The organism is Mycoplasma sp. 6934, from assembly GCF_055523595.1.
In genome coordinates, this window is the sequence record NZ_JBVFVE010000001.1 from 769,265 (window position 1) to 792,077 (window position 22,813).

The 22,813-nt window shown below is 27.8% G+C and carries 19 protein-coding genes and 1 riboswitch; of the genes, 4 read left to right on the plus strand and 15 right to left on the minus strand.

What is annotated here, in order from left to right:
- Positions 1-5: 5 nt before the first annotated feature.
- Genes mgtE through AC0B4S_RS03320 form a run of 4 tightly spaced genes read right to left on the minus strand, consistent with a single transcriptional unit; the run spans position 6 to position 4,274 of the window.
- Positions 6-1,574, minus strand: a complete 1,569-nt coding sequence (mgtE, locus tag AC0B4S_RS03305; RefSeq protein WP_465101681.1) for a magnesium transporter — start codon at positions 1,572-1,574, stop codon at positions 6-8.
- A 2-nt stretch (positions 1,575-1,576) separates the two neighbouring features.
- Positions 1,577-2,158: a diadenylate cyclase gene (locus tag AC0B4S_RS03310; RefSeq protein ID WP_465101682.1), complete on the minus strand. Its 582-nt coding sequence runs from the start codon at positions 2,156-2,158 to the stop codon at positions 1,577-1,579.
- Positions 2,159-2,167: 9 nt separating this feature from the next.
- Positions 2,168-2,398 carry a hypothetical protein gene (locus tag AC0B4S_RS03315; protein WP_465101683.1) on the minus strand — a complete coding sequence of 77 codons (231 nt, stop codon included), beginning with the start codon at positions 2,396-2,398 and terminating at the stop codon, positions 2,168-2,170.
- Position 2,399: 1 nt separating this feature from the next.
- Positions 2,400-4,274, minus strand: a complete 1,875-nt coding sequence (locus tag AC0B4S_RS03320; RefSeq protein WP_465101684.1) for a ribonuclease J — start codon at positions 4,272-4,274, stop codon at positions 2,400-2,402.
- 323 nt (positions 4,275-4,597) lie between these two features.
- Between AC0B4S_RS03320 and AC0B4S_RS03325 the strand changes: the two genes are divergently transcribed.
- The 3 genes from AC0B4S_RS03325 (at position 4,598) to AC0B4S_RS03335 (ending at position 7,398) form a co-directional block, all read left to right on the plus strand.
- The gene (locus AC0B4S_RS03325; RefSeq protein ID WP_465101685.1) at positions 4,598-5,626 is read left to right on the plus strand and encodes a transposase family protein; all 1,029 of its coding nucleotides are present in this window, start codon (positions 4,598-4,600) and stop codon (positions 5,624-5,626) included.
- Between the two features lie 88 nt (positions 5,627-5,714).
- The gene (locus AC0B4S_RS03330; RefSeq protein ID WP_465101127.1) at positions 5,715-6,896 is read left to right on the plus strand and encodes an IS3 family transposase; all 1,182 of its coding nucleotides are present in this window, start codon (positions 5,715-5,717) and stop codon (positions 6,894-6,896) included.
- A 28-nt stretch (positions 6,897-6,924) separates the two neighbouring features.
- The gene (locus AC0B4S_RS03335) at positions 6,925-7,398 is read left to right on the plus strand and encodes a hypothetical protein (RefSeq protein WP_465101686.1); all 474 of its coding nucleotides are present in this window, start codon (positions 6,925-6,927) and stop codon (positions 7,396-7,398) included.
- Between the two features lie 422 nt (positions 7,399-7,820).
- Here AC0B4S_RS03335 and AC0B4S_RS03340 read toward each other — a convergent pair whose 3' ends face one another.
- The 11 genes from AC0B4S_RS03340 to secA form a co-directional block, all read right to left on the minus strand.
- Positions 7,821-8,498 (minus strand): 16S rRNA (uracil(1498)-N(3))-methyltransferase, encoded by a 678-nt coding sequence (locus tag AC0B4S_RS03340; RefSeq protein ID WP_465101687.1) that lies wholly within the window; start codon positions 8,496-8,498, stop codon positions 7,821-7,823.
- A 1-nt stretch (position 8,499) separates the two neighbouring features.
- Entirely contained in the window at positions 8,500-10,116 is a 1,617-nt protein-coding gene (locus AC0B4S_RS03345) for an ABC-F family ATP-binding cassette domain-containing protein (protein ID WP_465101688.1), read from the minus strand.
- Positions 10,117-10,175: 59 nt separating this feature from the next.
- A complete protein-coding gene (locus AC0B4S_RS03350; protein ID WP_465101689.1) occupies positions 10,176-10,454 on the minus strand; it encodes a hypothetical protein in 279 nt (92 codons plus the stop codon).
- Between the two features lie 104 nt (positions 10,455-10,558).
- Complete coding sequence (locus AC0B4S_RS03355) at positions 10,559-11,311, minus strand: hypothetical protein (RefSeq protein WP_465101690.1); 753 nt, start codon at positions 11,309-11,311, stop codon at positions 10,559-10,561.
- Positions 11,312-11,354: 43 nt separating this feature from the next.
- Positions 11,355-12,686 (minus strand): hypothetical protein, encoded by a 1,332-nt coding sequence (locus AC0B4S_RS03360; RefSeq protein ID WP_465101691.1) that lies wholly within the window; start codon positions 12,684-12,686, stop codon positions 11,355-11,357.
- A gap of 6 nt (positions 12,687-12,692) precedes the next feature.
- The gene (locus AC0B4S_RS03365) at positions 12,693-13,526 is read right to left on the minus strand and encodes a hypothetical protein (protein ID WP_465101692.1); all 834 of its coding nucleotides are present in this window, start codon (positions 13,524-13,526) and stop codon (positions 12,693-12,695) included.
- A gap of 125 nt (positions 13,527-13,651) precedes the next feature.
- Positions 13,652-14,335 carry a hypothetical protein gene (locus AC0B4S_RS03370; protein WP_465101693.1) on the minus strand — a complete coding sequence of 228 codons (684 nt, stop codon included), beginning with the start codon at positions 14,333-14,335 and terminating at the stop codon, positions 13,652-13,654.
- A 121-nt stretch (positions 14,336-14,456) separates the two neighbouring features.
- The gene (locus tag AC0B4S_RS03375) at positions 14,457-14,885 is read right to left on the minus strand and encodes a hypothetical protein (protein ID WP_465101694.1); all 429 of its coding nucleotides are present in this window, start codon (positions 14,883-14,885) and stop codon (positions 14,457-14,459) included.
- A 374-nt stretch (positions 14,886-15,259) separates the two neighbouring features.
- Positions 15,260-16,444 (minus strand): IS30 family transposase, encoded by a 1,185-nt coding sequence (locus tag AC0B4S_RS03380; protein WP_465101464.1) that lies wholly within the window; start codon positions 16,442-16,444, stop codon positions 15,260-15,262.
- Between the two features lie 111 nt (positions 16,445-16,555).
- Positions 16,556-17,290 (minus strand): hypothetical protein, encoded by a 735-nt coding sequence (locus AC0B4S_RS03385; protein WP_465101695.1) that lies wholly within the window; start codon positions 17,288-17,290, stop codon positions 16,556-16,558.
- Between the two features lie 446 nt (positions 17,291-17,736).
- A complete protein-coding gene (gene secA / locus AC0B4S_RS03390; protein ID WP_465101696.1) occupies positions 17,737-20,250 on the minus strand; it encodes a preprotein translocase subunit SecA in 2,514 nt (837 codons plus the stop codon).
- Between the two features lie 449 nt (positions 20,251-20,699).
- Positions 20,700-20,868, plus strand: a riboswitch (Lysine riboswitch).
- A gap of 110 nt (positions 20,869-20,978) precedes the next feature.
- On the opposite strand from secA, the gene pepF reads away from it, so the two are divergent.
- Entirely contained in the window at positions 20,979-22,802 is a 1,824-nt protein-coding gene (pepF, locus tag AC0B4S_RS03395; protein ID WP_465101697.1) for an oligoendopeptidase F, read from the plus strand.
- The last annotated feature ends 11 nt before the right edge of the window (positions 22,803-22,813 follow it).

Genomic DNA, 22,813 nt, shown 5'->3' on the forward strand with positions numbered 1-22,813 from the left:
CTCCTTTAAATTAAACTAATGTTATATGTATTTAATACGCTAAATGTTTGTAAATTTAATTGATTTAATGTTGAATTAGTTGCGGATTTTTCAAATAAACCTGCCTTTCAAGCAAGATATAAAACTAAAATATTGAGACCAAAGAAAATTAATGTTGATAAAGCATCGCTTAAAGTTGTTAAAATAGGTGCAGACATAACAGCTGGATCTTTTTTAAATTTAATAGCAACAAGTGGAATAATAGTTCCTAAAAACTTTGCAAAAATAACTACAAATCATAAAGATAATGAACTAGCTAAAATAATAAACGAAAGCGAAACCCAGTCAGTTTGACCATTTTCAAAAGCATCATTTGCAAAACTTGGAATTGCATAATAAATATATAAGCGAATTAAATTTATTAAAAACATAATTCCACCAATAATTGTTCCAACTAATAATTCTTTATAAATAACTTTTTTATATTGACTTGAATCAAATTCACCCAGTGCTGAAGCTCTTGTTACAGTTGTAGTCGACTGAGAACCCGCATTTCCAGCCGAACCACTAATAATTGGTATTAAAGAGACAATAACAGCAGTAGAAATAGTAATACCAAATTGATTGATGCTTTCTTCACTAATGTTTGTAAATTTTTGAATAATATATTGCGATAAGGTTGCAGAAAGCATCAAAATAATTAACCACACAACTCTTGAGCGTACAATTGTTTTAATTGTCGTTTTTAAATAATTTTCTTCTGAAATTTCAGGACTAATTCCGGCCATCTTATACATATCTTCAGTGGCTTCCTCATTGATAACATCAATAATATCATCAGATGTAATCATTCCAATAAGGCGATTTTCAATCGAAACCACAGGCAAAGATGATCGATCATTGTCCGAAAAAACTTTAGCGGCTTGCTCTTTATCATCAGTTGGATATACAGCAGCAACGGGGTTAACTCATGCTTCAAGTTGACTTGTTTCATTATTAAAGATAATTTCTTCTAAGGTAATATCACCGAGTAATTTTCCATCATTATCAACAATGTAAAAATTATGGCCCATAGTCATATTATTATGATAGTCTTTGCGAATTTTTGCTAAAGCATCCTTTAAAGTTCATGAGCTTTTCAAAATTGAAATATCAACTTGCATGATGCTGCCAACTTGGTGGTCTTTATAAAGAAAAATTTGGTTGATAATATCACGTTTTTCTTTTGGTGTATGTGATAGGATCTTGCGCATAATATTAACTGGTAATTCTTCTAAAATATCTACTAGTTCAGCAGTTTCCAATTCTTGTAAAACTTTTTTTCCTAACTCATCACTAAATAGGGTAACTAGTCTTGTTTTAATTTCATCTTCAAGGTAACTAAAAATCTCAGCCGATTCAGTTGTGCGCAGCACTCTTAATAAATATAAACGATCTTCATCACTTAGTAATTCATCACCCATAATTAGAGCAAAATTCGGATACGTAGTTTCTTCTTGCAATTCGCGAATTTCGCGAACTTTTTTAGTTTCAATTAATTTTTTAATTTCTTCCACAGATAATTCATGTTTGATTTGGTTCAATATCTTATCCATTACTATCCTTTCAACATCTTAATAAATTCTTGTTGAAATTCATCAATTCTAACTGATAAAATAACGTTTTTTTGAAATAAACGAATTACACCAGTTTGTTCAGAAACTAAAATAGTTATAGCATCAGTCTGATCTGAAATACCAATTGCAGCTCGGTGTCTTGAACCATATGAAGAAGGAACTGATTTATTAGTAATTTTATAAAAAGTAGAAGCATAATAAATTTTGTTTTTTCTAATTATTACAGCTCCATCATGCAATGGTGAATTTTTATTAAAAATTGAAATTAATAAACCACTCGAAATATTTGCATCTAAAATAATTCCATCAGTGCGATAATTATCAAGTAAATCATTATTTTCAACCGTAATAATTGCGCCTATTTTGTATTTTGATAAATATTCAATAGTTTCACGCAATTGGTTAATTAAACGTATTTGTGAACTTTGACCTATTTTCTTATATGAATTTTTTCTAGTTCTGTTTTTAATTGATAAATTAATAATCGGTTGTAAAACAAAAAATAAAATAATAACATTAAAAACTAACAGGGTAATTAAAATAATAAAGGTAGTTTGTTCCATGGTTTATTCCTAATCAGTCTTACCGATAAAATAAGCACCAACTAATAAAACAATCACAACAATTATTATTAAAATGGTTAACATAAGATTTCTAAATAATTCTTTTTTAGATAACGGCAGTTTTTCTTGAACTTCTTTATGTTCAAGGTTTGCTTGTTCATATTCTGCTTTTTTTCTTGCATATTCAATTTCTTCTTGCCGCAATTTAATAAAATCAAGTTTTGGTTTATTTTGTTTCATTTTATACCTCGTCTTCATCATCAATTTCATAATCAGAATCTATCATGCTTAATGATAATTCCTCAATTTCTTTTAGTTTTTGTTCAACTAATTTGGACTTTGTTTTTTTAACATTTTCAACCGTATCTTTTTGTTCACCTTTAGAATTACCAAATTTAATTGGTTTAGACAATAAATCAGCATCACTATGGTCATCAGTAAATAATATTGTCGGAACTACAACAGGGTTACGACGCTTTTCTTTATGCATTAGAGCATTAAGACGTTCAATAATTAGTTTTTCAAGTTCAATAACTGTTCAATTAGGGTTATTCTTAATATGGAATAAAATTGCCCCGTGACACACTCTTTTACATTCTTCAATTAAAGATTTCGAATTTTTAACAAAGAAAGTCCCCTTTGTTAAAACTTGAGGGCGACCAATAATTTGGTTGGTAGTTTTATTAATTAAAATCACCATGCTTACAAAACCAGAATCTTTAAGTTGTGCCCTTTCTTTCATAATTTTACCCGAGAAATTTAAAACTGTATTCCCATCAATAAAAATTGGACCAAAATCAATTATTTCGTTTGTGCGTTTAATATTTTGATTCAACATTTCATAAACAACACCTTTTTGTATAATAATTACGTTTTTACGACTCACCCCATTTTCAATAGCGCTTTGCCCATGTGCAACACTCATCCTGAATTCTCCATGGTATGGTAAAAAGTATTTGGGTTTAGTTAATTGGAAAATTTTATCGTGTTCACTTTTATAAGCATGCCCTGAAGTATGTAAATAACCATCTACGCCATTTTCTTTAATAATCGCACCTAATTTACAAAGTCGGTTGATTAATAATTCAATTACCATGCGGTTGCCAGGGATTGGACTTGATGAAAAAATAATCATATCTCCTTTGGTAATTTTCACTGTTGCATGTTTACCATAGCTCATTCTTGATAATGCAGCAAGTTGTTCTCCTTGCGAACCAGTTGTCAAAATTACAAGCTCAGAATCCTTAGTATTTTGGGCAGTTTTTTTGTCTATTAACACTTTATCATCAACATTTATATAACCTAGCTTTCGAGCTATTTTAACACCTTGAATCATTGAACGGCCAAAAGTAATAACTTTTTTACCCAGTTTTTGTGCTAGTTCAATAATTACCTTAATACGAGTTAAATTTGATGCAAAAGCAGTAATGATAATTTTCTTTTTTGCATCAGTCATATGCCTTTCAATATCAGTTAAAATATCGCTTTCTGATGGCGAATGCTCTGGCCTCATTGCATTAGTTGAATCAGATAATAAAGCGGTGAGTCCTTGTTTACCCATTTCATCTAGCCTTGCAAAATCAGTGTAATTCCCAATTGGTGTATAGTCAAATCTAAAATCACCAGTGCACATTATGCTTCCATTTGGTGTTATAATTCTTATTCCAAATGAATCAGGAATTGAGTGTTGCGAAGTTCAAAAATCTACTTTGCAACCATTCGGGAAATTATACACATCATCCTTTTGAATTTCAATAAATTCAATTTTAGATTTTATATTATGTTCATCAAATTTAAGTTTTAAATATTGAATAGCAATACGTGGAGCGAAAATTTTATTTAGTTTTGTTTGTTTTGCTAAATAAACAACACCTCCAATATGGTCTTCATGACCATGGGTAATAAATAACCCTTCAATAGTTTTTTCAGGCCTGTTTAAATATTCGAAATTTGGAATAATTCCTTTGATTCCTGTATTAAAAGTATCTGCAAATTTAATACCAGAATCAATAATAAAAATATGGTTATCATGTTCAATTAGTAAAGTTGATTTACCAATTTCCTCAACTCCCCCAAGTGGAATAATTCTTGTAGGGAGATTCTTTTTCTTATTCATCTTAATCTCTCCTTTTCTTTTAAATTTATATTATGTAATGAATGGAATAAAATAACGGATTAAATAATAGTTATTTAATATGTTATATTATAACACGATATAACCGAAATAAATTAAGTTAATGAAAAACCTTCAAAGAGTTTGAAGGTAATTTGACATGAGATACCTCAATGTCGGCTCGCTAATATTATAACATAAAATTTAGAATGTGCATCAATCATTTGAATACAAAAAAAACACATGTCCAATGACAACTATTTAGGCCCATATATAAATCCCACCCAAAGTGAACTAATTTAATTAAAATATGGTATAAATTATTTATGATATTTAAACATAACATAGATAAGTACAAAAACTTAACAAACTACGAACTAAAAAAGCAGCAATCTCTCATATTAATTGCTGCTAATATTGAAAAATCTTTATCTCAACTTAGTTTAATTACAAACCTTAGTGTATCAACTGTAAAAAGATATAAAAAAATAATAAAAAGTAATCAAGAAATTGACATCAGCCATAAAAATAAAAATCAACAAAGAAGTTGCAAAGTTACAGATTCAGAAATTGAATTAGTGTTTAAAGATTATTTAAAAATATGTGAAGTCATTTTAAATAGCGTTCTAACAAATAACCAACTTTCGTTTAAAAGTTATTATTATTCAGAATATGGTTCTTTTATAAGGCAAAAAATTTCTTACAAAACTCTGGTAAGAAGATTCAACCAATTAGGATTATTTAATATACATACAACCAAAAGAGGAAGAAAAATAGCAAAATTATCAAAGAAGAAAACTTCACAAGAGACAACATTGCTATTAAAAAAATATTATAAACAAATTAAACAAAATGAAAAACAAAGACAAGTTTTGGGTCTAAAGAAAAATTTAGAATTTGGTGAAATTGTTGAAATCGATGCTCAGCTTGAACCATATTTAAAAAATAATAAACCATTCTATCTTTATCATGCAATTGATGTTGCCACTGGAACATTATTAGCAGCATGATTTGAGGAACAAGAAACAACATTAGGATATCAAAGGTTGTTAGAAATAGTATTTAAGAAATATGGATTTCCAAAGAAAATTTATACTGATAAAAGAAGAACTTTTTGGGGAAATGAAAACACACAAACAATTTTTGAAAAAGATTTAAATAAAAAAGGAATAGAAGTACTCAGTTCTTCTAATCCTAAACATAAACCACACGTTGAGAGATCTTTTAGAACATCATTAGACCAATACCCATTATTAATTCATGAAAACGGATATAAAGATATTAATGATTTAAAGCAAAATAACGAAGTATTTCAAAATTATTACAACACGAGGAATAAAAAAATAATTTCTTAAAGCCGGACAGAAAAGTTAACATGTAAATGTTAGCTTTTCTGTTACCATTCGTTGGTACCAACGAAGAATTTTTTTGAAAGGATAAATTATGTCAAGACATTTAAAGAAAGAAGAATTTGCAAAAATATATGAAGAATATCAAAAGTCAGGTTTCCCAGGTGCTTTTCGGGCTATTTACCAAATATCACCAGAAACAAAAAACTTACAAAGAAATAGTGTAAAAGTTAGAATTAATAAAATAATTAAGTATTATAATTTAGGTATGGAAGACTTATTGCAGACAAAGAAAGGTGAAAACCGTAAAAAAGGAAGCGGCAAACCTAAGACGAAAAGAGAACCAAATTGAGATATTTTTGATCGTGATGATTTGTTACAAATAGCTAAAAGATATTATGAAATTACCAACGAATTACCTAAAAGTAAGAAAGTTATTGAATCTAAAAGTTTTAGTATAAGTTATGTTAAGCTTGCAGAAGTTTTTGGCATTTCTAGACAAACAATTTCTAAAACTCAAAATATTAAAATTGCACAAAAACTCCCTAAATATAGTGATGTAATCGAAAAATCGTTCGCAGAAACAAAGTCAAGATATGGAAGGTTAAAACTAAGTGTTTACATATCTAAAAAATACAAAATAGATATAAACGAACGTTCTTTAGGGAGATATATGAACCTTTTAGGCCTAAAATGTAAGCTTAGACAAAAATCAAAACGAAAAGAAATTAAAAATCTATCTACTCAGATTGATAACTTCGTAAATCGTGATTATAATGATCAAAACAATCGAAATATTTATGCAACTGATGTTTCATATATAAAAGCGCCAAAAGATGTGTTAGAATCACACGTTTATTTGTCTGCAATTTTGTCTCATAAAACTAAACAAATTATTGGTTTTAAATTATCAAAAAGTAATAATCTAGAACTAGTTTTAGACAATTTAAATTCATTAAAGCAATACAAATCCAAAAATTTTATCATTCACTCAGATCATGGCTTTCAATATACACATCATCAATATATTAAAGAAGTTAAAAATCTTGGTGGTATTATTTCGTTATCAAGAGTGGGAAATTCTCTTGATAATCGAGAAATTGAATATTGGTTTGGAATCATTAAAACTGAATTATTAAATGATTTAGATTATTCAAAAATAACATTTAATGAACTTAATGATATGATACAAGAATATGTAATTTGGTACAACAATGACCGAATTCAATCAAACTTAAACTGAAAAACTCCACAGCAATTTGCTATGGAATTATAAATAACTAAAATGTTAAATTTTGCTGTCCATGTTTAATTGAGCCGTTGATTTAGAGATTAATAGAAAAGTTTTAAATGGCGTTGTTAGGTACCAAGGTCAAAACCTTGCAGCTTTCGATATTCATGACAAAAGGATTATATTTCCTTATAATTCTGATGTTGTGTTAGTACATTCTTCTGATGATAATTTGTATTTTAAATATAATGGAAAAAAATACTTTGCCAAAGAACCTAATGGAAAATATCTAAGCTTTACAGAAATGTGAGCTCTTGAGAAAGGTTTAGATTATTCTATCCCTGCCGTTGGAAAACTAGCATTTATCCATAAGAAAACAAACTCATTTTTTAAAACTCTTGAATTATACATCTCAAAGTTTAATAGTGTCTCTGCGAATGCACGAGGAAATAACCTTGAAGCCAATAAGATTATGGCTGAGTATTTAGAGATACTTCGAACATTACACAGAAGCATCAATGATGAAATAAAAATTGATGCATATTAATTTTAATATTTTTTATTAAAAAAGAGAATAATAAAAATAGAAAACACGGGCACGTGTTTTCTGGAAGTTTTGCTTACTTTTTCAAAAGTAAGGCCCCCCTTGATCGCAATCAAGGGCGGGGGGGGTTAAAAATCTTTTTGCTTCATTTTGAAATTTTATAGTTAATTTAATAATATACATAATTATATCTTAATTTTTTAGACAGTAAAAACATCAAAAAATATATAAATTTTCCAATTTAGTTGCCAAAGAAGAAAAAAATTTTTTTGGTTTGTTTTTTCGTTATCTTTTTTTTGCAACAAAGGAATCCATAATATAAATCAAAAAATAAAAAAATGATTAACCCCAACAGTCTGGGCAAAAAATTGAAAAAGTAGTGCAAAAAAGTAGTTATTCTACATAGAAAGAATACTTTTCTAATTTTAGATTTTTATTTTACTCATTAAATAAATTGCAGCTGTTTCTGCTCTTAAAATACGTTTTCCAAGACTAACACATTTAAAGTCATGTTTTAAGGCTAATTCGATTTCATGTTCACTAAAGCCGCCTTCTGGCCCAATTACAAATAAGGTATCTTGGTTTATATCATTTAGTATTGATCTTGAATAATCTTGTTTTTCGTACGCAATTATTTTTAAACTTGCTTCATGGTGAATTAAATTCTTAAAGTCCATTGGATCCCCGAGCACAGGTAAAATATTACGGAAGCTTTGTTCAGCTGCTCCTTGGATAATTGATTCAAAGCGTTTTTTGCGCTTTGTAAATTTATCATATTTATATAATTCTCCATTAGTATATGAAGTAATTAGTGGAATAATTTTAGTTGCTCCTAATTCAACAAGTTTTTGTAAAGCTCATTCAAAACGTTCGTATTTAATTAGGGATAAGGCAACTGTTACATCAAAATCTAATTCATGATTTTGATGTAATTCATTTATTATTTTAGCCTTATCAACCTCCAAAACACACTTGTAAAATTTAGATTGATAAACGCAAATAAATGGATTTTGGTTAATACGGATAACATTTAAATGTTTTAGTGTTTCTTTGGGTAAAATAAAATAATCATCTTCTTTTTCAAATACAAAAAAGCGGTGCATTTTAGTCCTGTTGCAATTCTTCGTATTCTTCTAAGGTTCCTCTAAATAAAAAACTATTTTTAGGGTTTTGTAATTCTAAGATTACATTAGCACACTGGTTAACAAAAGCACGGTTATATGTTGTAAAAATTGCTCCGCCCTTATAATTATTAATACCCTCAATAACTGAGTCAATGCTTTCGGTGTCTAAGTGATCAAGAGGTTGATCCAAGATTAAGAAGTTAGATTCTAAAAGCATCATTCTTGAAAACATTAAACGAGCTTTTTCCCCTCCGCTAGTTACTTTGACTTTTTTAAAGACTGTGTCATTGCTAAAAAGCATGCGACCTAGGAATCCCCGCATACGAGCATCATCATTTTCTTGGTTTATTTTTTCTTTATTTTCTAAAGGCCATTTCGAAATTCATTCTAAGATATTTTCATCAGTTTCAAAATATGAATTATTATCATTTGGGTAATAACTTGGCGTAATTGTCTGACCTCACTCAATAGCTCCGCCCGTGGGTTTTTTAAGACCAATTAAACATTCTAATAAACGTGTTTTAGCAATATCGTCATCACCAACAATAACCATTTTTTCTCCAGGTTTTAATGAAAACGAGACGTTTTCAAATAATAATTCTCCATTTTCATTATGGTATGTTAAATTATCAACATTTAAAATTTGTTTACCATGATCACGGTTCATTTCCCAACGAACATATGGATATTTACGGTTGGATGGTTTAATTTCATCAAGAGTAATCTTTTCTAAAGCTTTTTTACGACTAGTAGCTTGTCGAGATTTAGATGCATTAGCACTAAAGCGAGCAATAAATTCTTTTAGTTTTTCAATTTGTGCCTCTTTTTTAACATTGTTTTGTTTCATCATTTCACGAGCTAATTCTGAAGATTGTTTTCAAAATGAATAATTACCTGTATAAATTTTAGCTTCATTATAATCAATATCAACAATATGGGTACAAATTGAATCTAAAAAATCACTATCATGACTCACGACAATTACAACGTTTGGATAATCAATTAAAAAGTTTTCTAATCATTTAATTGAGCGAAGGTCTAAGTGGTTGGTTGGCTCATCCATGATTAAAATATCTGGATTACCGAATAAGGCTTTTGCTAATAAAACCTTAATTTTTTGGTTCGCTGTTAATTCGCTCATTTGTGACATTCATTTATCTTTAGGAATTGCTAAATTACTTAGTAGTTCTTGGGCATCGTTTTCAGCTGTTCAACCACCTAAGTCACCAAATTTCTCTTCTAATTCACCAGCTCTGGTGTAATCTTCCATTGTTGCATCTGGGTTTGCATAAATTGCATCTTTTTCTTGCATAATAGCATATAAATCGGTATTACCCATAATAACTACATCAGTAACATTATATGCGTCATATGCATTGTGGTCCTGGCTTAAAACTGAAATACGTTTATTTTTTTCTTTAATGATTTGGCCACTAGTTGGTTCCACTTGCCCAGCAATAATTTTTAAAAAAGTACTTTTACCAGCCCCGTTAGCCCCAATGATTCCGTAAGTATTAGATTCAGTAAATTTTAAATTAACCCCTTCAAAGAGTTTTTTATCGCTAAATATTTTGCTTAAATTTTGGACTTCTAACATTTTCCCTCCTTTGTTCAAAAATAAAGAACCATATTAACAAAATGGTTCTTTATGTATTTTTATTTATTTACGATTTCGTTAAAGAAACCTAAAAATTCTTTTGCTAAATTTTCAAAATTAAATAATTTTTGGTTGGCAAATCTTTGTGCTAATAGCACATTTGCATTTTTATTTCCTCTGCAAGTTCCACTGCAGGCTTTTCCACCAATTGGGCGATATACATGTTCCATAATAGTTTCATCTCCTAAAAATCTTTTAAATCTTATGCCGTGTTCTTGGGACTTAATATTTGAATCTAGATGTCTTAACTTTCTTGTATCTGTTTTATTTTGTCTCATATTAACTCCTTCTATATTGTTTCTTAATTATACCATACTCTTTAAGAATAATAATAGTATATTTGCAAATCTCATGCTTAAATTTTCTTACATATGTGTTTGGACTATAATCAACTTGTAAAATAACCTTCAACCCTTTTGTAATTTATTTTGATATTATCATAAGGTAACACAGATATAAAATAAAGATATCTTTCTGGATTTTCAAAGAATTCTTGAATTCTTTTGCTATATTCAATATTAAATTTAAATGTATATCAAACTCGATTTCCTCTATTAATTAGTATTTTTTTTGGTTGGTTAATTTCCTTATAAATATCTGAAAATTCATTTAAAGAAACAAAAGTGCTTTCATTATTTAGTTTTTGATTTTTATCTTTTCATTCTTGTATATTTTCTAAAGTTATTTTAGAAGTTATGGGTTTAAGTTGGTAAAAAATGCTTAAAAGATACCCCAGGCTTATTGCAAATACTAAAACTCAATTTGACAATATGAAAAAAAGGAATCAAATAAGATAAGTAATATATTCGCTATTATCTGCTAATTTATTGAATTTAAATTCGCCATAAGCAATTGGAACTAATAAAGCAAAAGCAGCAATTCATATTGAAATATTAAAATTAGTTTGATGATAATTATCTAATGCGGTTTCAGCTTTTTTGTATATAAATCTTTGCTTACTTATGATTTTGATCAAATCATCAAAATAAATGTCATCTAACTTTATTGAATTATTTAAAAAATACTCTTGAGTCTGTTTCTCGGCTATAAAGTATAAATTTGGTAAAAATAAAAGTTCTTTTTGGATTTTTTTAATATTAATTATATTTTGTATTGAAAAAATTGTTCAAAGCATAAAGATAATTGACCAGGTTATTATAATTGCTTCAAAGATCATGTTAACCTAAATTATCTTCTAATAATTTATTACTATTTTTACTTCGAATATATTCATACGTGTATGTTTGATTATTTTTAGTTACAGTTCTTTTAACCTTGATTAAATTATAACTATCTAATTCATATTTGCTCATTGCAAGCATTTCTTTTCGACTGAATATTTTGCCATCTATAAGACGTTTAAAAAACATATTTGTCCCTCCAGCGCCACCACTTTTATATGCAAAAGTTTGCACCGTTTCAGAGATAACTACTATTTTATTAAGTTTTTTAAAATTATCTCATTGCTGAGCATATTGTAGCTTCATTTCTCTAATTTTTTCTATTTCAGTATTGATAACTTTTAATTTATTTATTTCTTCATCTAGTTCGTCAGAACTTTTTAGAAAACTATGTACATCATATGCAACGCTAAAAATTCCCCACACTTTTGAAATGTATTTAGAAGCATTTTTTATGGCTATATCTGATACATTTCTTTTAGTCATTAAATCACTTACGAGAATAAAAGCATCAGTTGATCATTTAACACCGTCTTTAATAAATTTAGTTAAATCAATTTCCTCAATTTGATCTAATAATTCTAATTGTCTTTTTATTGCATTTGTTTTCGTTTTACGGAATTCTTTATACACACTTAAACCTAGTGCAATTAAACCAGCGCCCGCAGCAATAAATGCAAGTGGAGTAATAAACAACCCAAAGAATCCTGTAACAACTGATGCAGCTGTAAATGCTACTATAAGATTTTGAATTTCAGTATTAAATTTTTGTTCCTTTGCTAATTGATCATACAATTCGCCTTTAATTTTGTAAATTTTCTGGTATTTTTCTAAAAGTAAACTTAACACCTTTGATGTTCCCGGATCATTATTAATATAAGTATTATAGGGAGTTAAAATTCTATCAGGTGCTTTTTCCAACACCTTAGTTTGTTTTTGGTTGTCTATTTCTTTTTTAACGTTTCGCAATTGCACATTATAATTTCCAAGAAAATCATAACTATTTAAACGAGATTTAACTTCTTGTTCTTTTAAAGGGTTACTTTTTATCCTTATGTCTAGTTTATTTGTGATTTTAGTTAGAAATTCTTGTTTTACTTTTTTATTTTGTTTAGTGTTTTTAGTTTGGGTTAGTTGGTTAATATTACTTGTATTTTTTACTGCATCTGAAACTACAGCAACAATATTATTAGTTAAATTAATTTGATCTTGTTCAGAAATATCAGATTTACTATCAGTTTGTGGGGTTTGTGTGACACTAGAAACACTTGTAAAATTAGCAACTTGAATTACGTCCATGTTAGAAATTAATATTTTTTTGAATTTCATGCTTATCTACCTCTTTCTATTTTTAATTCTTATTAGATCTCATGGTAATATTTTAAAAAAATATTCTCAATCATCTTGGTTTTTGAATATATTTTGGTCATAATTTTTGCTTTGTTTATTTAAATTAACTTTAATAAATTTGTTATCAGTTTCAATGAAAAATAGTTTAATTTTATTATTATAATTTTTTGATATTTCTGCTTTATAAAAATTTGTAAAAATACTTACATCACTTAATTGAGTATTAAAATCTTTTCAATGATCCAACATTTGCTTGTAGTTAATATTTTCAATAAAGTATTTATTAACATCTAGCTTTTTATTAAGATATGAAGCAAGTATTTGTAACAATACAATATAAATTGACACAGTTAGGTGTGGTATAAAATAATCAGAATTAATTTGTAATAAACCAAAAGTAACAATTAATACATTAAGAAGTGCTGACAACAAAACAATAGTAAGGCTAAAAGGAAATTTTTTTTTAGTATCAGCCCAATACTTTTTATATATAAAGCTGTCATACTTTTCAAGTATTAATTTTAATTTTTCAAAATATTCATCGTTTATTTTAATTCTATTTTTAATGAAAAAACTACTTGTATTCCCATTTAAAACATTATAAATATGAAAAAAGGGGAGTTTAACTTTTTTCATTTCTAAGTATTTCTTGATAATTGGAATAAATATTAATATAGTCAAAATAATTGCTGAGATAACTAAAAATGCTGTTGAATAATCATACTTTAATAAAACGAAGAAATTATCTGTTCATTTTGTTCATGTATTTTTGGGTGCAAAATTTAATATACTCCCCAGTCTAGATACTCCTAAATACAAAATACCTCCTTTTTTATAATTATTAATTATACTATAAGTTATATGTATAATTGGGGAAAAGATAATGTTGATATTTGTGTTTTTTGGAAAAGTCACACACGAGTTATTAAGTAAGTAATTGTGTCTTATTCATTAATGTCAAACCAACTTGTAAAATAATCTTCTACTTTTTTGTAATTTATTTTTATATCATCATAAGGTAATACAGAGATAAAATAAAGGTATCTTTCTGGTGTATCAAAAAATTCTTGAATATTTTTGTTATATTCAATATTAAATTTAAATGTATATCAAACTCGATTGCCTCGATTGATTAATATTTTTTTAGGCTTCTTTATTTGTTTATAAATATCAGAAAATTCTTTTAAGGAAATATAGGTCCCATCTTTTTTTATTTTTTGATTTTTATCACTTCATTCTTGTATATTATCTAACGATATTTGATATATATATTGAAACTGTAAAGCAACACTCAAAAGATAACCCCTGTTTATTACGAGAACTAAAAATCAATTTGAAATACTAAATAAGATCATTCAAATAACTCAAAGCGTTAGGTGAATTTCTGGACCAAGTTTGTCTAATTTAAATTCACCATAAGCTACAGGAACTATAACAGAAAAAATCCCAACTAAAATTCCGATACTAATATTTCAAATAATAAAATAACTTGCTACTAGTTGCTGCTTCCTATATTTTAATTTTTGTGTATTAAAAATTTTAATCAAATCATGAAAATAAAAATCTTCCAATTTTATTCCATTATTTAGGAAATATTCTTGGGTTTGTTTTTTTGCTATAAAAAACAAAGTAGGTAAGAAGTGCAGTTGTGTCTTTATTTTTTTAATATAAATGATATTGTAGGCGGTGAAAAGAAACCAAATTATAAAGATAATTGACCAAGTTATTATAATTGCTTCAAAGATCATGTTAACCCAAATTATCTTCTAATAATTTATTACTATTTTTACTTCGAATATATTCATACGTGTATGTTTGATTATTTTTAGTTACAGTTCTTTTAACCTTGATTAAATTATAACTATCTAATTCATATTTGCTCATTGCAAGCATTTCTTTTCGACTGAATATTTTGCCATCTATAAGACGTTTAAAAAACATATTTGTTCCCCCAGTACCACCACTTTTATATGCAAAAGTTTGTGGTGTTTCAGAGATAACTACTATTTTATTAAGTTTTTTAAAATTATCTCATTGCCGAGCATATTGTAGCTTTATTTCTCTAATTTTTTCTATTTCAGTATTGATAACTTTCAATTTATTTATTTCTTCATCTAGTTCGTCAGAACTTTTTAGAAAACTATGTACATCATATGCAACGCTAAAAATTCCCCACACTTTTGAAATGTATTTAGAAGCATTTTTTATGGATATATCAGTTGCTAATGATTGTATTGCAAGATCTGAAAGATTAGCAGCAAAATCAACACCCCATTTAACACCGTCTTTAATAAATTTAGTTAAATCAATTTCCTCAATTTGATCTAATAATTCTAATTGTCTTTTTATTGCATTTGTTTTTGTTTGTTTTTTGGAAAAGTCACTTGCGAGATATTAACAAAATAATTGTCTTTTAATTTTAACATAATTTTTAGATAAAAAAATGTATGAGAAAACAGAAAACACGGCAGTGTTTTCTCGTCGGTTTTGCTTACTTTTGCCAAAAGTAAGGCCCCTTTGATTGCAATCAAAGGCGGGGGATTAAAAAAATTTTAAGTTATCTTATATTTCCGGACAACTTGCCGATAGTTATTTATTTTTTTCATCATATAATCAATTTCTTGCTGAGAGTATTTATCTAAGCTTTTTCCTTTGGGAATGTAATACCTAATTAAGCGGTGCATATTTTCTATTGAACCTTTTTGTCATGAACTATATGGTTGGCATTTAAATAATCTTTCAGTTGGAATTACCTGGTGCAATAAGACATTTTCACTACCATTATCAACTGTTAAAGTTTTAATGTCTAAGTTATGTTTCTTGATTAGTTTTAGAAGAGTCTGTTTTATAGCTTTGGAGTTGCGTTTTGAGAGCATAGCATAAGACATTCTGGTTTGCCGTTCAATTATCGTCACAATACAATATGTATCATTGATTTTACCAATAACGGTGTCTAATTCAAAATGGCCGTGTTCAGAGCGATCATTAATATAAGCTGGACGTTTCGAAATTTCCGTAGCATATTTTAATGTTTTAGGTTTGGTTTGTTTTTTCTTCCTTATGCCATATTTGCCTTCAGATTTTTTAACAATGTGGTCAAAATCAAGAAAATAAGGGTATTTTTTAATTATTTTATAAATTGTACTAGGTGAGGGAGCAAATTCATCAGGGGATAATTTTTTAAAAGAATTTACAAGATAGGTAACTGATTTCTTAACTTCTTTTTGCTGCAAATTCTTTTTATTTCTATTTTTAGTATATGTATTAAGCTCACTATACCAATATTTTCTGTAGGCCTTTCATTTATCTTTAATTGTATCACTTACAAAAAAGAGCCTCGCAAATGAATAGCCTAATAAATGTTCGTATAGTTTAGTAAAATTAAGAGTTTTAACACGCATTACTCTTTTTGAACACTTAGGACAAACATAGCGATTTTGTTTATCTAAACTAAGTGGTCTGCGATTTGTAATAATTTTAATTTTGCTTTTTATACTTCGAATGTCTCTGTTAAAAATCTTAGCTACTTCTTGGATTGAGAAGCCTTCAGAAAGTTCTTGTAAAATATTATAAAGTTGTTCTAGATCGATTTGATCTGATCGTAATTTTCGTTGCGACTCAAGTGCTCCTTGCATTTTCAAGATAGTGTTGTAATTCTCTTCAATTTTAAAATGTTGATATTTATTTTCTTTTCGATATTTGTCAAAAACACAAATATATTTTTCTAAATTTTTCATATAATTTTAAAGTCTCCTTTCATTTTTTAAAAATTATTAATACAACTATTTTATTACAAGGCAGACAAAAACAATGTCACATGCAAAAAAACTTGCATGTGACATTTCCAATTAATAATTTGTTTTTGTTTTACGGAATTCTTTATACACACTTAAACCTAGTGCAATTAAACCAGCACCTGCAGCAATAAATGCAAGTGGAGTAATAAACAACCCAAAGAATCCTGTAACAACTGATGCAGCTGTAAATACTACTATAAGATTTTGAATTTCAGTATTAAATTTTTGTTCCCTTGCTAACTGGTCATATAATTCGCCTTTAATTTTGTAAATTTTCTGGTATTTTTCTAAAAGTAAACTTAACACCTTTGATGTCCCCGGATCATTATTAATATAAGTATTATATGGAGTTAAAATTCTATCAGGTGCTTTTTCCAACACCTTAGTGTGTTTTTGATTGTCTATTTCTTTTTTAGCGTTTCGCAATTGCACATTATAATTTCTAAGAAAATCATAACTATTTAAACGAGATTTAACTTCTTGTTCTTTTAATGGGTTACTTTTTATTCTTATGTCTAGTTTATTTGTGATTTTAGTTAGAAATTCTTGTTTTACTTTTTTATTTTGCTTAGTGTTTTTAGTTTGGGTTAGTTGGTTAATATTACTTGTATTTTTTACTGCATCTGAAACTACAGCAACAATATTATTAGTTAAATTAATTTGATCTTGTTCAGAAATATCGGATTTGCTATCAGTTTGTTGGGTTTGTGTGACACTAGAAACACTTGTAAAATTCGCAACTTGAATTACATCCATGTTAGAAATTAATGTTTTTTTGAATTTCATGCTCATCTACCTCTTTCTGTTTTAATGCTTATTAGATCTCATGGTAATATTTTAGAAAAATATTCTCATGCATCTTGGGTTTTGAATATACTTTGGTCATAATTTTTGCTTTGTTTATTTAAATTAACTTTAATAAATTTATACCATCTGAATCTATAAAAAGTATTTTATTGTCTTTTAATCTTAGTTTGACTCATTTTTGGTTACAAGTATTTTTAAAAGTTAAGTTATGATCTAGTTGTAGATAAAAACTTATCACCCTTCAACCTTTATTTGTATTCAATATTTTCAGTAAAAATTTATTATTTTTATAATTTTACTAATACTAATTACAGTATGCAAAACCAGCCTTTGTTATTATGCAATTATACTATAAAGAGTGTAAACAAATACTATAGTGATTTAATTAAGAAAAACACCCAAGGGTGTTTTTTAGTCTTAAACATTTAGTTTTGTGGTTGTTTTGAATTTATCTCTTGTTGTTTTAATTCATAGTATTTATTAATCATGCTTTGTTCAAATTCTTCGATGGTTTGTGCTCCGCTAAAGTTAAAAACCTGGATCATAGTTTGGAATAAAGGATCTTGCCGCATTGCTTTAGTAATTAATGATTTTTTACCCATTCGGTGTTTTAAGATATTAACCATAACTTTATATGCAATATCATTAAGCATTGCTTCGAATAGTTTTGTTCCTTCTTCTGTATAAACTTGATATGGGTTTTTTTGTGAGTATTGTACTAAATTCACATTTGAACGTAATTTATCCATGCGGTTAATTTGTCTTTGTCACCTACTATCTAAAACAGATAAAATACTTTGTTTTTGTAATTGTGAAATTTCTTCTGGATCGGCATTTTCAGTAGCATTTTTAATTCATGCTTCATAAAGTGAAAGAATAATATTGGCAATATAATCTGGTAAATCATTTTCATGAACTTTGACAATATCCGATATGTCAAAGTTAAATGAAACTAGTTGACCAATATTTTCATTTAAAAATCTAACTAATGCATCATAATCATAATTGTGATGTGTATTAAATTCATCGTTTTGAACAACTGATTTAGCAGCTGATGCAAACATTCTTTTAATGATAAAATCAACATTCGAACTAGTTAAAATTAAATCACGTTGGGCATAAATTAAGTCCCTTTGTTGGCGAATTACATCATCGTAATTAAGCACTGATTTCCGAGAATCATAGTTAAAACCTTCAATTTTCTTTTGTGCATAATTAAATTGCAATCTTAATGTTTTACTTGATATTTCATTGCCTTTTTTATCTGCATAAGCTTCTTGGAATTGTTCATATGAAGCAAAACGCTTGATAAGTTGGTCTTCTAAGGAAACAAAGAATTTACTCGTTCCAACATCGCCCTGACGTCCTGAACGACCTCTTAATTGGTTATCAATACGCCTTGCCTCTGCTTTATCGGTACCTAAAACATATAAGCCACCTAGAGCAATTGCTTCTGGAGTAGGTTTAATATCAGTTCCCCTACCTGCCATATTAGTTGCAATTGTAACTGATTTAACCTCCCCAGCTTTAGCAATAATTTCAGCTTCAGAAGCATTTTGTTTAGCATTTAAAACAGTATGAGGTATTCCACGTTTTAAAAGAAGTTTATGCAAGACTTCTGAGTCTTCAATTTGCGAAGTACCAACTAAAACAGGTTGACCCTTCTCATATAATTCTCAAACTTTTTCAACCACAGCATTCCATTTATCTTCTGAATCATAAAAAATAGAATCAGGCTCATCTATTCTAGCAATTGGTTTATTTGTCGGCACAACATTTACACGTATATTATAAATATCAATGAATTCCTGCTCTTCGGTTTTACCAGTACCGGTCATTCCACAAAGTTTTTTAAACATTCTGAAGAAGTTTTGGTAGGTAATTGTGGCTTGAGTTTTGGTTTCTGGTTCAATTTCAATTTGTTCTTTAGCCTGGATAGCTTGCTGTAACCCTTCTGAATAGCTCCGACCATCCATAATTCTTCCTGTAAATGCATCAACTAGTTCTATTTTTCCGTCTCTTACAATATATTCAACGTCAATACGCATAATTTTATGAGCTCTTAATGAATTTTGAATTAAATGAATTTTTTCACTATTTTCCATATTATAAATATTTGGGGTATTGAAAAATTCATTTGCCCTTTGAATTCCAGAGTGTGTTAAGGCAACAACTTTAGATTCTTCATCGATAATATAATCTTGGTGTGATAAAGTTCGTACAAATTGATCAGCAGCGAAATATGTACTAATGTCTTCTTTTTCTCCTCCAGAAATAATTAATGGTGTTTTAGCTTCGTCTATTAAAATCGAGTCAACTTCATCAATTAAACAAAAATATAAACCACGTTGTACTTTTTCGTGTTTATTAGTAACCATGTTGTCTCTTAAATAGTCAAATCCTAGCTCAGAGTGAACTGAGTAAGTGATATCACAAGCATAGGCGGCTCGTTTTGAACTTGGGTCTAATTGGGCTTTATTAATTCCAACCGTTAAACCAAGGAAGTTAAATACTTCACCCATTTCAATTGCATCCCGTTCTGTTAAATATTCATTAACAGTTGAAACAATTGCTCCTTTACCAAGTAAAGCATTTAAGTAAACTGGAGCAATTGAAGTAATTGTTTTGCCTTCACCTGTTTTCATTTCAGCAACTGAACCAAGGTCTAGGAGCAATCCTCCTAATATTTGAACATCAAAAGGTCTTTTTCCTAAAACTCTTTTAGTTGCTTCGCGAGCAATTGCAAAAACATCCTCGCGGATATCTTCTAGTGTATAACCTTGTTTAAGTAAATCCTTAAAAAAGGATGTTTTTGATTTTAATTCTTCATCAGTAAATTTTGAGACTATTGCTTCAAGTGAATTAATTTTCTTTAATGATTTTTCAGCAATTCTCATTTCAGTAGATTTAAGGTCAAAAATATTGCTTATTTTTTTCATAACTTATATTATATATTAAAAATTTAAATTTGAAGGTTTGAATAATTTCAATTATTTAGGTAACTAATAAACTATTAATGAAATGTCACATGCAAGTTTTTTGCATGTGACATTGTTTTTGTCTGCCTTGCAATAAAATAGTTGTATTAATAAATTTTAAAAAATGAAAGGAGACTTTAAAATTATATGAAAAATTTAGAAAAATATATTGTTAGACAATTATTTTGTTAATATCTCGCAAGTGACTTTTTTTCTAAAAAACAAAAAATATTTTTCTTGTTTTTAAAATTTATATGATATAATTTGCTCATGAAAAACGAAAGACTCATTACACTGATTAATATTAACTCTATTTATACTATGTTATTCCATAACATTTGTATGTTTTAATATTAATCTGTTGAGTTGTTATTCATAACAGGTTAATAAGTTTAGAAATCTGTTATGAAGATTACTATAGAGGAGCTTTTAGGATTAGTAAATATTTCAGTAGGCATACATAGAATATTGAAAGGACATAAAAGCCGAAGCGTTTAAGGTGGCAATTTTAAATGCTGGTAGAAAGTCATAAAAGATTTCTACTCTTGGGTGTTTATCACTCTTGGAGCTATAGATTTACATTTCTATTAATAATAATTTAGGTTTTTAAAACCTTATTTAATTTATATTATTAAATTAGTCTTGTAGATTTATACTCTACAAGATTTTTTGATTTAAATGGAGGTTTTGTGGAAATTAAACAATATAAAAATCATAAGGATGTTGAAGCAAAATATCGCTGAGATTTAGAAGATTTATTACAGGGTAAAAGTTTAGAATATTGAATTAATCAATATCAAAATATAACAAAAAAACGGATCGCAATAAAAGATTCAAAATATGATTCAATTGATGCTTATTTAGATGATATTAAATTAGAACAAGAGCAAACTATTATTTCTAATAAGATTTATAACTATATTTCTAATAATTTGAGTACTGATTTAAATAATGCTCAGTATATTAAGTGAGAAAAAGATTTTGAATATCAAGCTTATTTACTAAATCAAGAATTTGGATCTGAGTTACCACGTTTCTTTAAAAATATTGACAAAATGAAAGTATGGAAAGATGATCCAAGGTTAAAAAGTTATAAACGAGCTATTGAAGATTTAATAGCATCACAAAAATATAAATTAGATGATAAAGTAGAAGAATACTTAGTGCAAAGTTCGCTAGGTGCACCTAACCCACATTCTATATTTAGTATTTTAAGTGATAGCGAGCTTGATTATGGTTATGTAAAGATGCCAAATGGTCAAAAAACTAAACTTGACCCAATTAAACGTAATAAATTATTGAAATCAAGCGATAAAGAAGTTCGCAAGCAAGCTTATCAAAAATATTGAGATGCTTATTATAAGCATAAGGATTCTTTTTCAGAAATATTGTACCAACATTTTAATATGCTAGTTTCAGAAGCAAAAGTACGTAAGTATGATTCAACAGTCCATATGTTGACTTATGAAGACAAAATAAGTGACGAAATTTTGCAAACTCTATTTCAAAAAGTTGCGCAGAAAAAACAGATTTTGAAAAAGTATGTTCGTAATTTAAAAATGTTTTATAAAAAACGTTTTGGTGAAGAATTTCAGGATTATGATTGATCCCGTGAACTAGTTAAAGTTAAAACGTCATATTCAGTCAAAGAAGCTAATGACTTAGTTTTAAAAGCTCTTGAACCTTTTGGCTCTGAATATTACAACCAAGTATGGAAAGCCCTAAATGAAAATTGAGTTGACTATATGAGCACAACTACTAAGCGTTCTGGTGCTTATAGTATTGGTGCTACATATGGTATAGATAAAAAATATATTTTAATGAATTTTGATGGGATGTTGCGTAGTGTTGAAACCTTGGCCCACGAATTAGGCCACTCAATGCATTCGTATTATTCTGATAAACATAATGATATTAATAATGCAAGTTATCCAATTTTCTTGGCTGAGATTGCTTCTATTTTTAATGAATTAATGTTATTTGATTATTTAATTACAAACTCAAATAATGATAAATTAACTTTCTATTTATTAAATAATCTTATTAGTGGTTTTAGCGGCACTGTGCATAAGCAAGTTTTATGAGCTAACTACGAATATGATTTATACAAAGCAATTGAGCAAGGAAGGGGTAGTTCAAGTTATGATTCAATTAGTAAAATATACTTTGAAAATGCTAAAAAATATACTTTAAATGATTCTTTAAAGTATACACCTAAAGGAACCATTCAATCGATTTATGTACCCCATTATTATTATGGTTTCTATGTCTATAAATATGCAATTGGACAATTAGTTGCAGTTTATTTCTTTAAACAATATAAAAAATATGGCACTCAGGCTCTTGAAAATTACATTCAAAACTTTTTAAGTGCTGGTGGTAACGATTATCCGTTAGAGATATTAAAAAAAGTTGGTGTAGACCTTACAAACAGCCAATTTTATGACGAGGGATATGATTATTTAGAAGACCTCGTAAACCAATGAATCAAAATTGGTAAAAAATTATTTTAAACATTACTATT